Source organism: Nonomuraea antri (genome assembly GCF_013283785.1).
GTDB lineage: Bacteria > Actinomycetota > Actinomycetes > Streptosporangiales > Streptosporangiaceae > Nonomuraea > Nonomuraea antri.
In genome coordinates, this window is sequence record NZ_JABCPZ010000149.1 from 1 (window position 1) to 15,748 (window position 15,748).

Genomic DNA, 15,748 nt, shown 5'->3' on the forward strand with positions numbered 1-15,748 from the left:
CTCGTGGTGAGGGTCGCTCGTGGTGAGGGGCGGTTGCGGCCGGGCCGCTGGTGGCGGGGCTGCTAGTGATGGGTCGCCTGGGGGCGGGGCGTTCTCGGCGGTGGGTGACCGTGATGGGGCGCCCGGTGGTAGGAGTCGTTCGCGGCGGAGGTCGATCGTGATGAGTTCCGCCCGGGAGGGGGCCGACCGGCGGGCGTCCACGATGCAAGGATGTTCAAGACCCGGCGTACCAGCCCCGGGCACGCTGGTCGCATGGCAACCACGATCTCCTCCGTCGTCATCGACTGCGCCGACCCCGTCGCCCTGGCCGCCTTCTACGCCAAGCTCACCGGCGCCCCCGTCAACCAGGACGACCCCACCTTCGTCACCCTCGACACCACCCCGCTCCCGCTCGCCTTCCAGCGTGTCGACGGCTACCGGGGCCCGGGCTGGCCGAACGCGGGCAAGCACGTCCATCTCGACTTCGCCGTCGACGACCCCGAGGCCGCCCGGCAGTCGCTGGTGGAGTGGGGCGCGACGGTGCCCGAGCACCAGCCGGGCGACGGGTCCTGGACGGTCCTCGTCGACCCCGAGGGCCACCCGTTCTGCGTCATGAAAGGTTAGAAGGTGAAAGGCCGGAGAAGAACGCCCGCACGTCCGCCGCCAGCACCTCGGGCGTCTGGAGCGCGGCGTAGTGGCCGCCGGTGGTGAACTCCGACCAGTGCACCACGTGATGCACCTGCTCGGCGTACCTGCGCACGGTCGTGTCGCCGGGGAACACCGCGATCCCGGTCGGCGTCTTGTCGGGTTCGGCGGGCGGCGCCCAGTCGGGGCCGCTCTCCCGGTACAGGCGGCCGGCCGAGCCCGCCGTCCCGGTGAACCAGTAGAGGGCCACGTTGGTCAGGATGTCGTCGGGGGACAGGCCGCCGACGTCCTGACCCCAGGAGGCGAACGCGTCGAGGTTCCAGGCGAGCAGCCCGGCCGGCGAGTCGGTCAGGCCGTAGGCGAGGGTCTGCGGCCTGGTGCCCTGAATCACGGCATATCCCGAAATTTCCTCCCACCGGGCGAACCCGCTCGCCCGAGCCTGCTCCGCCTCCGTCAGCCCCGACATGTCGTCGGTAGGGAACGCGGTGACGGAGGCGTTCAGATGCACCCCGACGACCCGGCCGGGAGCCGCGCGCGCGACGGCGGCGGAGATGAGCGAGCCGAAGTCGCCGCCCTGCGTGCCGAAGCGGTCGTAGCCGAGCCTGCTCATCAGCTCCACCCACGCCGCGGCGACCCGGCGCACGCCCCAGCCGGTCTCACGCGTCGGGCCGGAGAACGCGAACCCCGGGATCGACGGGATGACCAGGTGGAAGTCACGGCTGAGCGGCCCGGCCACCCGCGAGAAGTCGGCGAACGAGCTGGGCCAGCCGTGCGTCAGCAGCAGCGGCAGCGCGTCCGGACGCGGCGAGCGGACGTGCGCGAAGTGCACCCGCTGCCCGTCGATCTCGGTCGTGTACTGCGGCAGCGCGTTCAGCCTGGCCTCCTGCGCCCGCCAGGAGAAACCGTCGAGCCAGTGGCCGGCCAGCTCGCGCACGGCCTGCGGCGGCACGCCGTACGACCAGCCGACGCCGTCGAGCGCGTCCGGCCAGCGGGTACGGCTCAGCCGCTCGCGCAGATCGTCCAGGTCGGACTGCGAAATGTCGATGACGAATGCGTCCATGACCCCCACGGTAGGAACCATCGCGGCCGGATTCGGGCCACAATCGGGGACGTGTTGGATACCTCGGCCAGGCTGCTGCGCCTGCTGTCACTGCTGCAGTCCAGGCGCGAATGGCGTACCGCCGACCTGGCCGAGCGGCTGCGGGTCGCGCCCAGGACGGTGCGCCGCGACGTCGGGCGGCTGCGCAGCCTCGGCTACCCGGTGCACGCCACGCCAGGCGTGGCCGGGGGCTACCGGCTCGGCGCGGGCGCGCAGCTCCCGCCGCTGCTGCTGGACGACGAGGAGGCCGTGGCCGTGGCGCTCGGCCTGCGCACCGCGGCCGGCGGCACGGTCGCCGGCATCGAGGAGACGTCGCTGCGCGCGCTGGCCAAGCTGGAGCAGGTGCTGCCGGCCCGCCTGCGCCACCGGGTGAACACGCTGCAGACGCACACCGTGTCCGTCGTCGGCGAAGGCCCGACCGTCGAGCCGGAACTGCTCACCCGCGTCACCGCCGCCTGCCGCGACCACGAGCGGCTGCGCTTCGACTACGTCGACCACCACGGCGAGAGCGCTACCCGCGAGGCCGAGCCGTATCGCCTGGTCAACCGGGGCAGGCGCTGGTACCTGGTCGCCTGGGACGTCGAGCGCCGCGACTGGCGCACCTTCCGCGCCGACCGGGTCCGGCTGCGCACCCCGAACGGCCCCAGGTTCGTCCCGCGCGAGCCGCCCGACCCCGACGTGGCACGGTGGGTGGAGAGCCGCCTCGGGCACGAGATGTGGCCGCTGACCGGCCGCTTCCTGGTGCACGCCCCCGCCGCGCGGGTCGCCGGCCTGACCGCGGGCACGGTCGAGCCGGTGGACGAGCACCGCTGCGTGCTCACCCTGCGCGGCGACGACCCGCACCTGATGGCCGTGGTCGTGGCCTTCCTCGACCTCGACTTCGAGGTGCTCGAACCGGCGGAGCTCAAGGAACGCCTGCGCGTGATCGGCCGCAGGCTCCTGCACTAGAATCAAGTTCTGTGACCGCCGCGTTCTTCACCCGCAAAGGCGACGAATACGTCCCCGAGCCGCACGCCCACAGCCCCTGGTCCACCGACATGCTGCACGGACGCCTGCTCGGCGGCCTCGCCGCCATGGCCATCGAGCAGGCGCACGGCGACGCCGCCCTGCACCCCGCCAGGCTGACCGTCGACCTGTTCCGCAACAGCCCGATGACACCGGTCACCGTGACGACCACCCTGGTCAGGGACGGGCGCAGGATCCGCGTCGCCGACGCGCTGATCACCACCGCGCAGGGCGTGATCGGCCGGGCGAGCGCCGTCCTGTTGAAGCGGAGCGAGCAGCCGGACGGCGAGCTGCCCGCCACCCCCGCCTGGGACGAGCGCCCGCCCAGCGGCCCGCCCCCGGCGAGCGAGTGGGACCCGCCCTTCGACCTGTGGCGGCTGACCGAGTGGGGCGAGCCAGGCCCCAGGCGGGTGTGGCTGCGCGACACGCGCCCGCTGGTGGACGGCGTGCCGGAGACCCCGCTCACGCGCGCGGCCCTGGCCGCCGACTTCGCCAGCCCGCTCAGCACCCTGGGCGCCGCCGGGCTGGCGTTCATCAACGCCGACTACACGCTCACCCTCGGCAGGCTGCCCGCGGGCGAGCTGATCGGGCTGGAGTCGACCGGCCACGTCAGCGCCGACGGGGTGGCCACCGGCCAGTGCACCATGCACGACGCGACCGGCCCCGTCGGCTTCGTGGCGGTCACCGCCCTGGCCAACCCGTCGGACCGGATGCGCCGCCGCTGACTCCGCGACCCGGGGGTGTCAGGCGGGACGCTCGGCGCGGTCGCCCGACCAGTCGGTGTGGAAGGAGCCCTCGCGATCGACCCGCCGGTAGGTGTGCGCGCCGAAGTAGTCGCGCAGCCCCTGCACCAGCGCGGCCGGCAGCCGGTCGCGGCGCAGCCCGTCGTAGTAGGCCAGCGCCGAGGAGAAGCCCGGCGTCGGCACGCCGATCCGCACGGCCGTGGTCACCACCCGGCGCCACGCCTCCTGCGCGGCGTTCAGCGCCTCGGCGAACGCGGGCGCGGCGAGCAGCGTCGGCAGGTTCGGGTCGGCGTCGTAGGCGGCGCGGATCCGGTCCAGGAACTTGGCCCTGATGATGCAGCCGCCCCGCCAGATCGTGGCCATCGCGCCGGGGTCGACGTCCCAGCCGTACTCGCGGGAGGCGGCGGCGATCTGGTCGAAGCCCTGGGCGTAGGCGACGATCTTGGAGGCGTACAGGGCCTGGCGCACGTCCTCGACGAGCTCGCGCCCGCCGACGCCGGACAGCTCGGGACCCTCCAGCGACCCGACGGCGGCCCGCTGCTCGGGGTGCCCGGACAGGGCGCGGGCGAAGACCGCCTCGGCGATGCCCGTCACCGGCACGCCCAGGTCGAGCGCGCTCTGCACGGTCCAGCGGCCGGTGCCCTTCTGCTCGGCCTGGTCGACGATGACGTCCACGAGCGGCTTGCCGGTGGCGGCGTCGACCTGGTCGAGCACCTCGGCGGTGATCTCGATCAGGTACGAGTCGAGATCGCCCCGGTTCCACTCGCGGAACACCTCGGCCAGCTCGGCCGGGCTCGCGCCGAGCGCCTGGCGCAGCAGGTCGTAGGACTCGGCGATGAGCTGCATGTCGGAGTACTCGATGCCGTTGTGCACCATCTTCACGAAGTGCCCGGCGCCGTCGGGGCCCACGTAGGTGGCACAGGGCACGCCGTCGACCTTGGCGGAGATGTCCTGCAGGATCGGGCCGAGCGCCGCCCACGACTCCTTCGAGCCGCCCGGCATGATGCTGGGCCCGTTCAGCGCGCCCTCCTCGCCGCCGGAAATGCCGGTGCCGACGAAGTGGATGCCGCGCTCGCGCAGCGCCGCCTCGCGGCGTCGGGTGTCGGCGAAGTGCGCGTTGCCGCCGTCGACGATCATGTCGCCGGGCTCCATCAGCGCGGCGAGCTCCTCGATCACCGCGTCGGTGCCCGCGCCCGCCTTGACCATGATGATGGCGCGGCGCGGCCGCTTCAGCGACGCGACGAAGTCCGCCATCTCCTCGGACGGCACGAACGTGCCCTCCGCACCGAACTCCTCGACCAGCTGCTGCGTCCGGCTGGCGGTGCGGTTGTGCACGGCCACCGAGTATCCGTGCCTGGCCAGGTTCCTGGCCAGGTTGCGCCCCATGACGGCGAGTCCGGTGACGCCGATGTCTGCCAGATCCATCTCAAGCTCCTCTGTGGGGATTACGCATGATCAAGCCCGGTGGTTCGACCGGGTATTCCCCCGCCGGTCAATCGCCCAGCCGCACGCCCAGTTCGTCGAGCCGGTCCAGCATCTCCGCCGGGTCGGCGTAGACGCGGAAGGCGCCCGCCCGCTCCAGTTCGTCTCGTCCGTACCCTCCTGACAACAGCCCGATGCCGAGAGAGCCGGCCCGGCGCGCGGCCAGCAGATCCCAGACGCTGTCGCCCACCACCATGGCATGCGCCGGGTCCACCCCGGCCAGTGCCGCACCGGCCAGGAACAGGTCCGGGTCGGGCTTGGCCCGCTTCACGCGGTCGCGGGTCACCATCGGGGTGTCGTCGGGCAGCTCCAGCATCGCTGGTCGCGTATTCTCGTGGAGACTTCGTCGCCATGGCTGGTCGCCGATCTGAGGCGGGCGTGGGGCTGGTGGCGATGGCCCACGGCACCCCGCGGGCGCTCAGCTCGGCCAGCAGCTCCTTCGAGCCGGGCAGCGGGCGGACCGAGTCGATCTGCGCCGCGTACGCGTCGGCGTGGGTGACCTGCAACTCGTCGATCTGCTCCTGGGTCAGCTTCAGCCCGGTCTCGCGCAGCAGCGCGCTGACGAACAGCCCGCCGCTCATCCCGATGCGCCGGTGGATGCGCCACACCGACAGGTCGATGCCCATCCCGGACAACGCCTGCCGCCAGGCGACGACGTGCTGGTAGACCGAGTCGATCAGGGTGCCGTCCAGGTCGAAGAGAAACGCCGGGGTGGGCGCCTGCGGGAAGTCGCTCATGGCTCCATGACACCATGGCGGGCATGCGGATCATCATCGCGGGCGGGCACGGGAAGATCGCGCTGCGGCTGGCGGCGCGGCTGGGATCGGGCGCGGTCGGGCTGGTGCGCAACCCGGCGCACGTCCACGACGTCGAGGCGACCGGCGCCGAGGCCGTGGTGTGCGACCTGGAGCAGGCGACCGCCGAGGACGTGGCCGAGATCGTCCGCGGCGCCGACGCCGTGATCTTCGCGGCCGGGGCGGGGCCGGGCAGCGGCTCGGCCCGCAAGGACACCGTGGACCGGGGCGCGGCTGTGCTCATGGCCGACGCGGCGGAGCGGGCCGGCGTGGGGCGCTTCATCCAGATCTCCTCGATGGGCGCGGGCCGGTCGCCAAGGGCGGGCAGCGACGAGGTGTGGGCCGCCTACATCAAGGCCAAGACCGAGGCCGAGGACGACCTGCGCCGCCGCGAACTCGACTGGACGATCCTGCGCCCAGGACGCCTGACCGACGACCCCGGCACCGGCCTGGTGCGGCTGGCCCCCTCGGTGCCCCCGGGCTCCGTGCCGCGCGACGACGTGGCGGCCGTCGTCATGGCGCTGCTGGAGGCGCCGGGCACCCGCCACCAGGCGCTCGAACTCGTCTCCGGCGACACCCCGATCATCAGCTTCGTCGCCACCGAGTGAACCCCCGCGACCGGATGCTTTGCTGATTGCTGGCATTGACTTGCGACACGTCCGGCTAGATGTCCCCTGAGCGGGCGAAAGGGGACTCACCTATGTCGGACATGCCGTTCAGATCGTTCTTCGGCGGAGACCCGTTCCGGGGGTTCGAGGAGCTCACGGGCCGGGTGTTCGGCGGCATGGAGGGCTGGCCGCCGTCGCGGCCCAGCGTCCAGCGGGTCGACGTGGGCCGGTTGCTGAGCGCGTCGGCCAGGGAGGTCCTGCAGGCGGCGCTGGAGGGCGCCGGCCAGCGCGGCGCCCCCGACCTGGACGCGCTCGACCTGCTCGACGCGCTCGTCGACAACGACACGGGCCGGGCGCTGATGGAGTCCTCAGGCGTGGACGCCGGACGGCTGCGCGACCGCATCGACGAGATGGCCGGCCCGGGCGAGGCCACCGAGCCGCCCACCACGCTCTCGCCCGCCGCCAAACGCGCCATCCTGGACGCCCAGCGGATCTCCCGCGCCCTGCAGTCCTCCTACATCGGCCCCGAGCACCTGCTGCTCGCCCTGGCCGCCAACCCGGACTCCGGCGCCGCCAGGATCCTGCGGGAACAGGGCGTCAGCGCCAACGAACTGCAGCAGTCCCTGCTGGCCGGCGCGGGCACGGGCGCGGGAACGGGCCTGGGAACGGGCGGCGGCGGCCGGGCGGGCGACGGCCACCGCGGCCGCGGCAGGAGCGACACCCCCTCGCTCGACGAGTACGGCCGCGACCTCACCGAGGAGGCCAGGCAGGGCCGCGTCGACCCGGTCGTCGGCCGCGAGGACGAGATCGAGCAGTCCATCGAGGTGCTGTCACGCCGCACCAAGAACAACCCGTGCCTCATCGGCGAGCCGGGCGTCGGCAAGACCGCCATCGTCGAGGGCATCGCGCAGCGCATCGTGAACAACAGCGTCCCCGACACGCTCAAGGACCGCCGCGTGATCGCGCTCGACCTGACCGGCATGGTGGCCGGCTCGAAGTACCGTGGCGAGTTCGAGGAACGCATCAAGAAGGTCATCGACGAGGTGCGCGCGCACGCCGACGAGATCATCGTGTTCATCGACGAGGTGCACACCCTGGTCGGCGCCGGCTCGGCCGAAGGCGGCATGGACGCGGCCAACATTCTCAAGCCCGCCCTGGCCAGGGGCGAGCTGCACGTCGTCGCCGCCACCACGATCGACGAATACCGCAAGAACATCGAGAAGGACGCCGCGCTGGAACGCCGCTTCCAGCCCATCCTGGTCGCCGAGCCCACCGTGGAGCAGACCGTCGAGATCCTGGCCGGGCTGCGCGACACCTACGAGGCGCACCACCAGGTACGCATCACCGACGAGGCGCTCGACGCCGCCGCCACCCTGTCGGCCCGCTACATCACGGACAGGTTCCTGCCCGACAAGGCCATCGACCTGATGGACCAGTCGGCCGCCCGGGTCAGGCTGCGCTCGCGCACCCCCGGCAGCGACGTGCGCGAGCTGGAGGAACGGCTCGACGCGCTGCGCAGGGACAAGGCGCAGGCGGTCTCGTCCGACGACTTCGACCTGGCCAAGGAGTTGACCACCCAGATCGACAAGGTCCGTCCCGAGCTGGATCGGGCGCGGCGCGGCGAGGACACCGTCCCGCAGGTGATGGTGGACGACATCGCCGAGGTGGTCTCGCGCCGCACCGGCATCCCGGTCACCCAGCTCACCCAGCAGGAGCGCGAACGCCTGATGCGCCTGGAGGAGCAGCTGCACGAGCGGGTGATCGGCCAGGACGAGGCCGTGGTCGCCATCGCCGAGGCGGTGCGCAGGGCCAGGGCGGGCCTGTCGGACCCGAACCGGCCGATCGGCAGCTTCCTGTTCCTCGGCCCGACGGGCGTGGGCAAGACCGAGCTGGCCAGGGCGCTGGCCGCGGCCCTGTTCGGCGGCGAGAACCACATGGTCCGCATCGACATGAGCGAGTTCCAGGAGCGGCACACGGTCTCTCGGCTGATCGGCGCGCCGCCCGGGTACGTCGGCTACGAGGAGGCGGGGCAGCTCACCGAGGCCGTGCGCCGCCGTCCGCACGGGGTGGTGCTGCTCGACGAGATCGAGAAGGCCCACCCGGACGTGATGAACATCCTGCTGCAGATGCTCGACGACGGCCGCCTCACCGACGGCCAGGGCCGCACGGTCGACTTCACCAACACGATCGTCATCATGACCAGCAACATCGGCGCCCAGCAGATCCTCGACGCGCCCGGCGACAGCCCCCGGCTGCGCGACCAGCTCATGGACCTGCTGCGCCACTCCCTGCGCCCCGAACTGCTCAACCGCATCGACGAGACGATCATCTTCAAGCGGCTGGAACGCGAGCAACTGCGCCAGATCGTGGACCTGCTGCTGGAGAAGACCCGGCAGCGCCTGCGCGGCCAGGACGTGTCGCTGGAGGTCGCCGACGCGGCCAAGGACTGGCTCGCCGGACGCGGCTACCAGCCCGAGTTCGGCGCCCGCCCGCTGCGCAGGACCGTGCAGCGGGAGCTGGACAACCGGCTGTCCACGATGCTGCTCACCGGCGAGGTGGACGAGGGCGGCAAGGTGACGGTCGACGTCGAGGGCGACGAGCTCCGGCTCCGGGCGCACAACCCGGAGCCCGTCTCCTAGGCGAGCGCGGCGGCGGCCAGGTCCCGGCACTGGGCCAGGGTCAGCCCGGCCAGCGCCTCGCGCACGACCGGCACGCACACCGGGGCCATCGACAGGCTCGTCACCCCCAGCCCCACCAGCAGCGGAGCCAGCCGGGGGTCGCCGGCCGCCTCGCCGCACACGCCCACCGGCTTCCCGGCCGCCAGCCCCGCCCGGGCGCACATCTCGACCAGCCGCAGCAGCGCGGGCTGGCTCGGGTCGAGCAGGTCGGCCAGGGCGGAGTGCTGCCGGTCGGCGGCGAAGGCGTATTGGGCCAGGTCGTTGGTGCCGATGCTGAGGAAGTCGACCTCGGCCAGGATACGCTCGGCGCGCAGCGCGGCGGCCGGGACCTCGATCATCACGCCGACCCTGGAGATGCCGCGCGCGCGGGCGCGGCGGGCGAAACCGGCCGCCTCCTCGACCGTGGTGACCATGGGTGCCATGACCAGGACGTCCGCGCCCGAGCCGCGGGCGGCCTCGGCGATCGCGTCGAGCTGGGTGTCGAGCACGCCGGGCAGCACCCGGTCGACGCGCAGCCCGCGCACGCCGAGCGCCGGGTTCGGCTCCGGCGGGAGTCCGAGGAAGGGCAGCGGCTTGTCGGTGCCCGCGTCGAGCGTGCGCACGACGACCGACGGCGCCCGGGCGAACACCTCCGCGTACGCGGCCACCTGCTCCTCGAAGGCGGGCGCCTGCCTGCGGTCCAGGAACAGGAACTCGGTGCGGAACAGCCCGACGCCTTCCGCGCCCGGTTCGAGATCCTTGGCCGAGCCGACGTTGAGCAGCAGCTTGACCGGGTGACCGTCGGCGGTCGCGCCCGGGCCCGAGCCGCCGGCCAGCCGGTCGCGGTCGGCCCTGTCGCGTGCCCGCAGCCGGTCCGCCGCGTCGTCGGTGAGCCCGACCGTGATCTCGCCGGTGCCGCCGTCCACGCCGATGACCGTGCCGTCGGCCAGCGCCATGACGCCCGCGCAGGCCACCACCGCGGGCAGGCCCCTGCCCCTGGCCAGGATCGCGGTGTGGCTGGTCGGGCCGCCGCGCTCGGTGACCAGCGCCAGCACGTCGGGGCCGAGCGTCGCGGTGTCGGCGGGGGAGAGGTCCGCGGCCACCAGCACGTACGGGTGTCCGGGGGCCGGGATGCCAGGCATGGGCAGGCCGAGCGCGCACGCGACGGCGCGGGCCCGCAGGTCGTCCAGGTCGGCGGCGCGTTCCGCGAGGTAGCCGCCGAGCGCCGCGAGCGCTTCCCGGTGCCGGGTGAACGCCTGGTGCAGCGCGTGCGCGGCGTCCAGCCCGGCGTGGACGCCCGATTCGGCCTCCTCGCGCAGCACCGGGTCCTCGGCCATCATGGCCAGCGCGGCCAGGATCTCGGCCGCCTCCCTCGCCAGGCCCGCGGTGCCGGCCCGGCGGGTGAGGTCGGCGGCCACCCGCTCCAGGGACTCGGCCACGGTGGCCAGCTCGGCGTCCGGGTCGGTCACCGGCCGCGGGGCGGGCAGCGCCGCCGGGGCGGGCAGCTTGAGCAGCGGCCCGGCCGCCAGGCCCCGGCTGACCCCTGACCCGGTGAGCGTGTCAGGCATCGAGGACCCCCTGATCGGCGTCATGGCCCGGGTTCCGGCCCGGGTCCTGGCCCGCGTTCTCGCTCGGGTTCTCGCCCGCGTCGAGGTCGCGGCCGAGCAGGGCGGCCAGCGTGTCCAGCGCCGCCTCCGCGCCCGGGCCCTCGGCCTCCAGCGTCACCTCCGTCCCACGCACCGCGCCCAGCGACAACACGCCCAGCATGCTGTTCGCGGGCACCGACTTCGCGCCGAGCAGCACCCGCACCGGCACCTTCAGCCTGGCCGCCTCCTGGACGAACAGCTTGGCGGGACGGGCGTGCAGCCCGCTCGCCGAGGCGACCACGACGTTTCTCCGCGCCATCTCCCCATCCTCCTCAGGGCTCGATCGTGACCTTGATGGCCGTGCCACGGGTGACGAGGTCGATGCCGTCCAGCACCCGGGGCAGCGGCAGGCGATGCGTGATCAGGTCGGCCACCGGCACCGCGCCCTCGGCGATCAGGCGCAGCGCCTCGGCGTTGTGCGCCGGGCTCGAACCGTTCGCGCCCACGACGGTCAGCTCGCGGTAGTGCACCAGGTTGGAGTCCAGGCGGATCACCGGGTCGTCCTTGGGCAGGCCGCCGAAGAAGCTGATCCTGGCCTGCCTGGCCGCCATGAGCAGCGCCTGCTCCTGCGCCGCGCCCGACGCCGCCGCGGTGATCACCACGTCCGCGCCGCGCCCGCCGGTCAGCTTGAGCACCTGCCCCACCGGGTCGTCGTCGATCACCGCGTCAGGACGTACCAGCTCGGCGGCCATCGCCAGGCGGTCGGCGTTGACGTCCACCAGGAAGACCCGGGCCGCGCCGCGCGCCCTGGCCAGCCGGACGTGCAGGCAGCCGATCGGCCCCGCGCCCATCACCACCACGTCGTCGCCGGGCCCGACGCGGGCCAGCGACTGGCCGTTGAGCACGCAGGCCAGCGGCTCGGCCACGGACGCCTCGGCGAAGCCGACCCCGGCCGGGATCTCGTTGACGCCGTCCACGGCCAGGACCTTGGCCGGGACGATCAGGTACTCGGCGAACCCGCCGTCGTAGTGGTAGCCCATCGACTCCTGGTCCTGGCAGACGGTCAGGCGGCCGCGCAGGCACTCGGCGCAGACGCCGCACGGGATCGCGGCGATCACCTGAACCCGCGCGCCGGTGTCCACCACCTCGCCGGCGATCTCGTGGCCCATCACCCGCGGCGGCCTGATGTGGTGGTGGCCGTGCCGGTAGATCTTCGCGTCGGTGCCGCAGGTGGAGCAGTTGCGCACCCGGATCTTCAGCTCGCCGGGGCCGGCCACCGGCTCGGGCGCCTCCTCGATCCTGATGTCACCCGGGGCATGGAACCTGGCGACCTTCACCGTGTCAACTCCTTCATCACCTGATGGATCTCCGTCGCCTCGCGCAGCGCCCTGGCCCGGTCCGGGTCGAGCAGGATCTCGGCCAGCGCGGCCAGCAGCGGCACGTGGCCGTCGTTCCTGGCCGCGATGCCGACGCAGAGGGTCACCCGCTCGCCGTCCCAGTCGACGCCGCCGGGGAAGCGCACCACGCAGATCGCGTCGCGCGCGATGTCGTCCTTGGAACCGGCCGTCCCGTGCGGGATGGCCACGCCCTCGCCGACGTAGGTGGAGATCGTGCGCTCGCGTTCGAGCATGGCCGTCACGTACGCCGGCGCGACCGCGCCCACCTCCACCAGCGCCTGCCCGCAGCGGCGGATGGCCGCGTCGCGGTCGGCCGCGCTCTCGTGCAGCAGCACCGCCCGCGGGTCGAGCAGGTCGTCACGCATCGACCGTGCCGCCGTTCTTGATGGTGGCGACGAGCCTGGTCACGGCCGGGTCGCCGAGGAAGATCTGGAACGGCACCAGCACCTTGCCCGGCGCCGCCGCCCGGGCCCTGGCGGCCAGGCCGGAGTGCACCACGATCACGTCCGCGTCGTCGGGGATGGAGTTGACCGGGGTGTGCTCCACCGCGACGCCGCTCTCCTTGAGCTGCTTGCGCAGCTGGGAGGCGAGCATGACGCTGCTGCCCATCCCGGCGTCGCAGGCGACGATGATCTTGCGGATGTCCTTGCTGTCGATGCTCGGCATGGTTACGACTCCTTCGTGACGGGCCGGTCGGCCGTAACCTGGACGGTGGCGGGGGTCTCCACGGCGGCGGGGGTCTCGACGCCGGCCGGGGTGTCCGTGGCGGCCGGGGTGTCCGCGGCGGTGGGCTCGTCGCCGGCGGGTTCGGCCTTCTCGCCGCGGCCGAAGCCCAGCAGCGCCGCCGCGACGGCGAACGTCACGACCGTGGCGATGACGATCCCGGCGATCATGCCCAGCCAGCCGCCCCGCGGCGTCACGGCCACGTAGGCGAAGATGCTGCCCGGCGACGGCGTGGCGACCAGCCCGGAGCCGGTGACCATGAACGTGAACACCCCGGCCGCCCCGCCCGCGATCATGGCCAGGATGAGTCGCGGCTTCATCAGCACGTACGGGAAGTAGATCTCGTGGATGCCGCCGAAGAAGTGGATGATCATCGCGGCCGGGGTGCTCGGCCGCAGCTGCCGCGGCCCGAACAGCAGGTACGCCAGCAGCAGCCCGAGCCCGGGACCCGGGTTCGACTCCAGCATGAACAGGATCGACTTGCCGGTCTGCGCGGCCTCGGCGACACCGAGCGGGCCGAGCACGCCGTGGTTGATCGCGTTGTTCAGGAACAGCACCTTGGCCGGTTCGATCAGGGTCGAGACGATCGGCAGCAGCCCGTTGCCGACCAGCCAGCCGACCGCGTCGCTGGCCACGTCGGTGACCTTCTGCACGACCGGGCCGATGGCCAGCGCGCCCGCGACGGCCATGACGCCGCCCACGATGCCGGCGGTGAAGTTGTCCACCAGCATCTCGAACCCGGCCCGGGTCCGCTGCTCGGTGAACTTGTCCACATATTTCAGGACCAGGGCGGCCAGGGGGCCGACGATCATCGCGCCCAGGAACATCGGGATGTCCGAGCCCACCACGATGCCCATCGCCGCGACCGCGCCCACCACCGCGCCGCGCTGGCCGTGCACCATGCGGCCGCCGGTGTAGGCGATGAGGATCGGCAGCAGGGTCGAGATGATCGGCCCGACCAGCTTGGCCAGGTCTTCGTTGGGCAGCCAGCCGGTGGGGATGAACAGCGCGGTGATCAGCCCCCAGGCGATGAACGCGCCGATGTTCGGCATGATCATGCCGGCCAGGTGGCCGCCGATCCGTTGGATGGTGGCCTTGACCCCGGTTCCATAGACCGGGGGAGTGTAGGTGTCGGCCATGGCACGTGCTCCTTCGGGGGGATGAGCAACTGCTGCTGTGTGGGGGGTGAGGGTCAGACGGACGGGCTCTCGTGCGGGGCGGCGGTGAGCGGGCGCGACGGGTCGGGCGGCCCGACGCGGACCCCGGCGCGGGAGATGTCGGCCGGGCCTGGCATCCTGCTGCCCGGCAGCCGCACCGCCGCCGCGCCCCAGGCCAGCGCCTCCATCAGCGCCTCTGGCCCGGCCGCGCCGCCGGCCAGGAACCCGGCCAGCATCGCGTCGCCCGCGCCGACCGGGCTGCGCGGCTCGCCGACCGCCGCCTCGCCGTACCAGGCGCGGGGGTCGCCCGAGCCGTCGTCGCCGAGCAGGACCGCGCCGTCGGCGCCCAGGCTGGCCAGCACGGTACGCGCGCCGGCCGCGCGCAGCTTGCCCGCGGCCTCCACCACGTCGCCCAGGCACCTGATCGGCATGCCCGTCGCCCCGGCCAGCTCGTCGAGGTTGGGCTTGACCAGCGCGGGCGCGGCGGCCAGCGCGGACACCAGGGCCGGCCCGCTGGTGTCGACGGCCACCCGCAGCCCGGCGCGGGCGAACCTGCGGCCCAGCCGGGCGTAGACGTCGGCGGGCACCTCGGGCGGCAGGCTGCCCGAGGCCACCACCCAGTCCGCCTCGTGCGCGGCCGACAACACCGACTCGGCGATCGTGTCGAGCTCGGCCGCGGACAGCGCCGTGCCCGGCTCGTTGACCTTGGTGATCGTGCCGTCCGGCTCGGCCAGCGTGACGTTCGACCGGGTGACGCCGGCCACCGGCACGGTGACCATGTCCAGGCCCTCGTCGGCGAGCAGGCGGATGAGCTGCCTGCCCTCGTCGCCGCCGTACGGCAGCACGGCCCGCGCGGCGACCGCGTTGGCCAGCAGCGCGCGCGAGACGTTCACGCCCTTGCCGCCGGGGTCGAGCCGGGCGGCGGCGGCCCGGATGACGGCGCCCCTGGCCAGCGCGCCGATCTCGATCGTGCGATCGAGGCTGGGGTTCAGCGTCAACGTGAGGATCACGCGCGCACCACCTCGGGTCCCGCCGCCGCCAGGTCGGCGGCGAGCGTGACGTCGAGCCCGGTGTCGCTGATCACCACGTCGATCTCGCTCAGGTCGGCGAACCTGGCCAGGTAGGTGTTGGTGAACTTGGTGTGGTCGGCCAGCAGCACGCTGCGCTGCGCGGCCCTGACCATGGCCCGCTTGATCGCCGCCTCGGCCGGGTCGGGCGTGGTCAGGCCGTTGGCCGGGGAGCAGCCGTTGGTGGCCATGAACGCCACGTCGACGTGCAGGTGCTCCAGCGGGCGCAGCGCCCAGTCGTCGACGGTGGCCAGCGTGCGCCCGCGCACCCGCCCGCCCAGCATGATGACGTGCAGGTTCGGCCGGGTGGCCAGCACCGCGGCCAGCGGCGGCGAGTTGACCACCACGGTCAGCTCGCGGTCGGCGGGCAGCACCTGCGCCAGCCGCCCGGTGGTGCTGCCCGCGTCGATGATCACCGAGCCGTCCTCGGGCAGCTCGGCCAGCGCGGCCTTGGCGATGCGTTCCTTCTCCCCGGTCAGCACCTCGTCGCGGGCGGCCAGCGCGGGCTCGAACCCCAGCCGCTCCACCGGGATCGCGCCGCCGTGCACCCGGCGCAGCACCCCGGCCCGCTCCAGGGCGGTGAGGTCGCGGCGGATGGTCTCGGTGGTCACCTCCAGCTCCGAGGAGAGCGTCACGACGTCGACCCGGCCCGCGGCCCGCGCCCTGCGCAGGATCTCCTGCTGCCGCTCCTCCGCGTACATGATGTTGGTTCACCGCCGTTTCGTTTGGTTTCTCCTTTGTTTATAACCGTTTCTTTGGCAGGGTCAAGAGGGGACACCCCGAATCTGGTACTTATAGGCGGGTGC

The 15,748-nt window shown here is 73.2% G+C and carries 16 protein-coding genes and 1 pseudogene; 5 read left to right on the forward strand and 12 right to left on the reverse strand.

The window, feature by feature from the left end:
* Positions 1 to 252 precede the first annotated feature (252 nt).
* Positions 253 to 603 (forward strand): VOC family protein, encoded by a 351-nt coding sequence (locus HII36_RS36090; protein ID WP_173527809.1) that lies wholly within the window; start codon positions 253 to 255, stop codon positions 601 to 603.
* Here HII36_RS36090 and HII36_RS36095 read toward each other — a convergent pair.
* On the reverse strand, positions 590 to 1,684 hold the full coding sequence (locus HII36_RS36095; RefSeq protein WP_236004222.1) for an epoxide hydrolase family protein: 1,095 nt from the start codon (positions 1,682 to 1,684) through the stop codon (positions 590 to 592). The genes HII36_RS36090 and HII36_RS36095 overlap by 14 nt on opposite strands.
* A 51-nt stretch (positions 1,685 to 1,735) precedes the next feature.
* On the opposite strand from HII36_RS36095, the gene HII36_RS36100 reads away from it, so the two are divergent.
* Both HII36_RS36100 and HII36_RS36105 read left to right on the forward strand, forming a co-directional pair.
* Positions 1,736 to 2,671, forward strand: coding sequence for a helix-turn-helix transcriptional regulator (locus HII36_RS36100; RefSeq protein ID WP_173527811.1), 936 nt, complete (start codon positions 1,736 to 1,738; stop codon positions 2,669 to 2,671).
* An 11-nt stretch (positions 2,672 to 2,682) separates the two neighbouring features.
* Entirely contained in the window at positions 2,683 to 3,453 is a 771-nt protein-coding gene (locus HII36_RS36105) for an acyl-CoA thioesterase domain-containing protein (protein ID WP_328808042.1), read from the forward strand.
* An 18-nt stretch (positions 3,454 to 3,471) separates the two neighbouring features.
* Here the strand turns inward: HII36_RS36105 and gndA are convergent, their stop codons facing one another.
* From gndA to HII36_RS58200, 3 genes and pseudogenes are all read right to left on the reverse strand, one after another.
* Positions 3,472 to 4,896 (reverse strand): NADP-dependent phosphogluconate dehydrogenase, encoded by a 1,425-nt coding sequence (gene gndA / locus HII36_RS36110; RefSeq protein WP_173527812.1) that lies wholly within the window; start codon positions 4,894 to 4,896, stop codon positions 3,472 to 3,474.
* A gap of 67 nt (positions 4,897 to 4,963) precedes the next feature.
* The gene (locus tag HII36_RS58195; protein ID WP_268959695.1) at positions 4,964 to 5,269 is read right to left on the reverse strand and encodes an HAD family hydrolase; all 306 of its coding nucleotides are present in this window, start codon (positions 5,267 to 5,269) and stop codon (positions 4,964 to 4,966) included.
* Positions 5,270 to 5,375: 106 nt separating this feature from the next.
* Positions 5,376 to 5,690, reverse strand: a pseudogene (locus tag HII36_RS58200) (HAD family hydrolase); the annotation flags it as partial.
* Between the two features lie 23 nt (positions 5,691 to 5,713).
* Between HII36_RS58200 and HII36_RS36120 the strand changes: the two are divergent.
* Together HII36_RS36120 and HII36_RS36125 are read left to right on the forward strand one after the other, a co-directional pair.
* On the forward strand, positions 5,714 to 6,355 hold the full coding sequence (locus HII36_RS36120) for an SDR family oxidoreductase (RefSeq protein ID WP_173527813.1): 642 nt from the start codon (positions 5,714 to 5,716) through the stop codon (positions 6,353 to 6,355).
* A 92-nt stretch (positions 6,356 to 6,447) separates the two neighbouring features.
* On the forward strand, positions 6,448 to 8,994 hold the full coding sequence (locus HII36_RS36125; protein WP_173527814.1) for an ATP-dependent Clp protease ATP-binding subunit: 2,547 nt from the start codon (positions 6,448 to 6,450) through the stop codon (positions 8,992 to 8,994).
* On the opposite strand, the gene ptsP is transcribed toward HII36_RS36125, so the two are convergent.
* Genes ptsP through HII36_RS36165 form a run of 8 tightly spaced genes read right to left on the reverse strand, consistent with a single transcriptional unit; the run spans position 8,991 to position 15,643 of the window.
* A complete protein-coding gene (gene ptsP, locus HII36_RS36130) occupies positions 8,991 to 10,580 on the reverse strand; it encodes a phosphoenolpyruvate--protein phosphotransferase (protein WP_173527815.1) in 1,590 nt (529 codons plus the stop codon). The two genes, HII36_RS36125 and ptsP, sit on opposite strands and share 4 nt — an antisense overlap.
* The gene (locus HII36_RS36135) at positions 10,573 to 10,917 is read right to left on the reverse strand and encodes an HPr family phosphocarrier protein (RefSeq protein ID WP_173527816.1); all 345 of its coding nucleotides are present in this window, start codon (positions 10,915 to 10,917) and stop codon (positions 10,573 to 10,575) included. Before HII36_RS36135 ends, ptsP begins: the two co-directional genes overlap by 8 nt.
* A 13-nt stretch (positions 10,918 to 10,930) precedes the next feature.
* Positions 10,931 to 11,935 carry a zinc-dependent dehydrogenase gene (locus HII36_RS36140; protein ID WP_173527817.1) on the reverse strand — a complete coding sequence of 335 codons (1,005 nt, stop codon included), beginning with the start codon at positions 11,933 to 11,935 and terminating at the stop codon, positions 10,931 to 10,933.
* On the reverse strand, positions 11,932 to 12,360 hold the full coding sequence (locus HII36_RS36145) for a PTS sugar transporter subunit IIA (protein ID WP_173527818.1): 429 nt from the start codon (positions 12,358 to 12,360) through the stop codon (positions 11,932 to 11,934). Before HII36_RS36145 ends, HII36_RS36140 begins: the two co-directional genes overlap by 4 nt.
* Positions 12,353 to 12,661, reverse strand: a complete 309-nt coding sequence (locus HII36_RS36150) for a PTS lactose transporter subunit IIB (RefSeq protein WP_173527819.1) — start codon at positions 12,659 to 12,661, stop codon at positions 12,353 to 12,355. The genes HII36_RS36145 and HII36_RS36150 overlap by 8 nt, the downstream gene beginning before the upstream one ends.
* A 2-nt stretch (positions 12,662 to 12,663) precedes the next feature.
* On the reverse strand, positions 12,664 to 13,857 hold the full coding sequence (gene mtlA, locus HII36_RS36155; protein ID WP_173527820.1) for a PTS mannitol transporter subunit IICB: 1,194 nt from the start codon (positions 13,855 to 13,857) through the stop codon (positions 12,664 to 12,666).
* A gap of 53 nt (positions 13,858 to 13,910) precedes the next feature.
* On the reverse strand, positions 13,911 to 14,885 hold the full coding sequence (locus HII36_RS36160) for a 1-phosphofructokinase family hexose kinase (RefSeq protein WP_173527821.1): 975 nt from the start codon (positions 14,883 to 14,885) through the stop codon (positions 13,911 to 13,913).
* Positions 14,882 to 15,643, reverse strand: coding sequence for a DeoR/GlpR family DNA-binding transcription regulator (locus HII36_RS36165; RefSeq protein ID WP_173527822.1), 762 nt, complete (start codon positions 15,641 to 15,643; stop codon positions 14,882 to 14,884). Before HII36_RS36165 ends, HII36_RS36160 begins: the two co-directional genes overlap by 4 nt.
* Between the last annotated feature and the right edge of the window lie 105 nt (positions 15,644 to 15,748).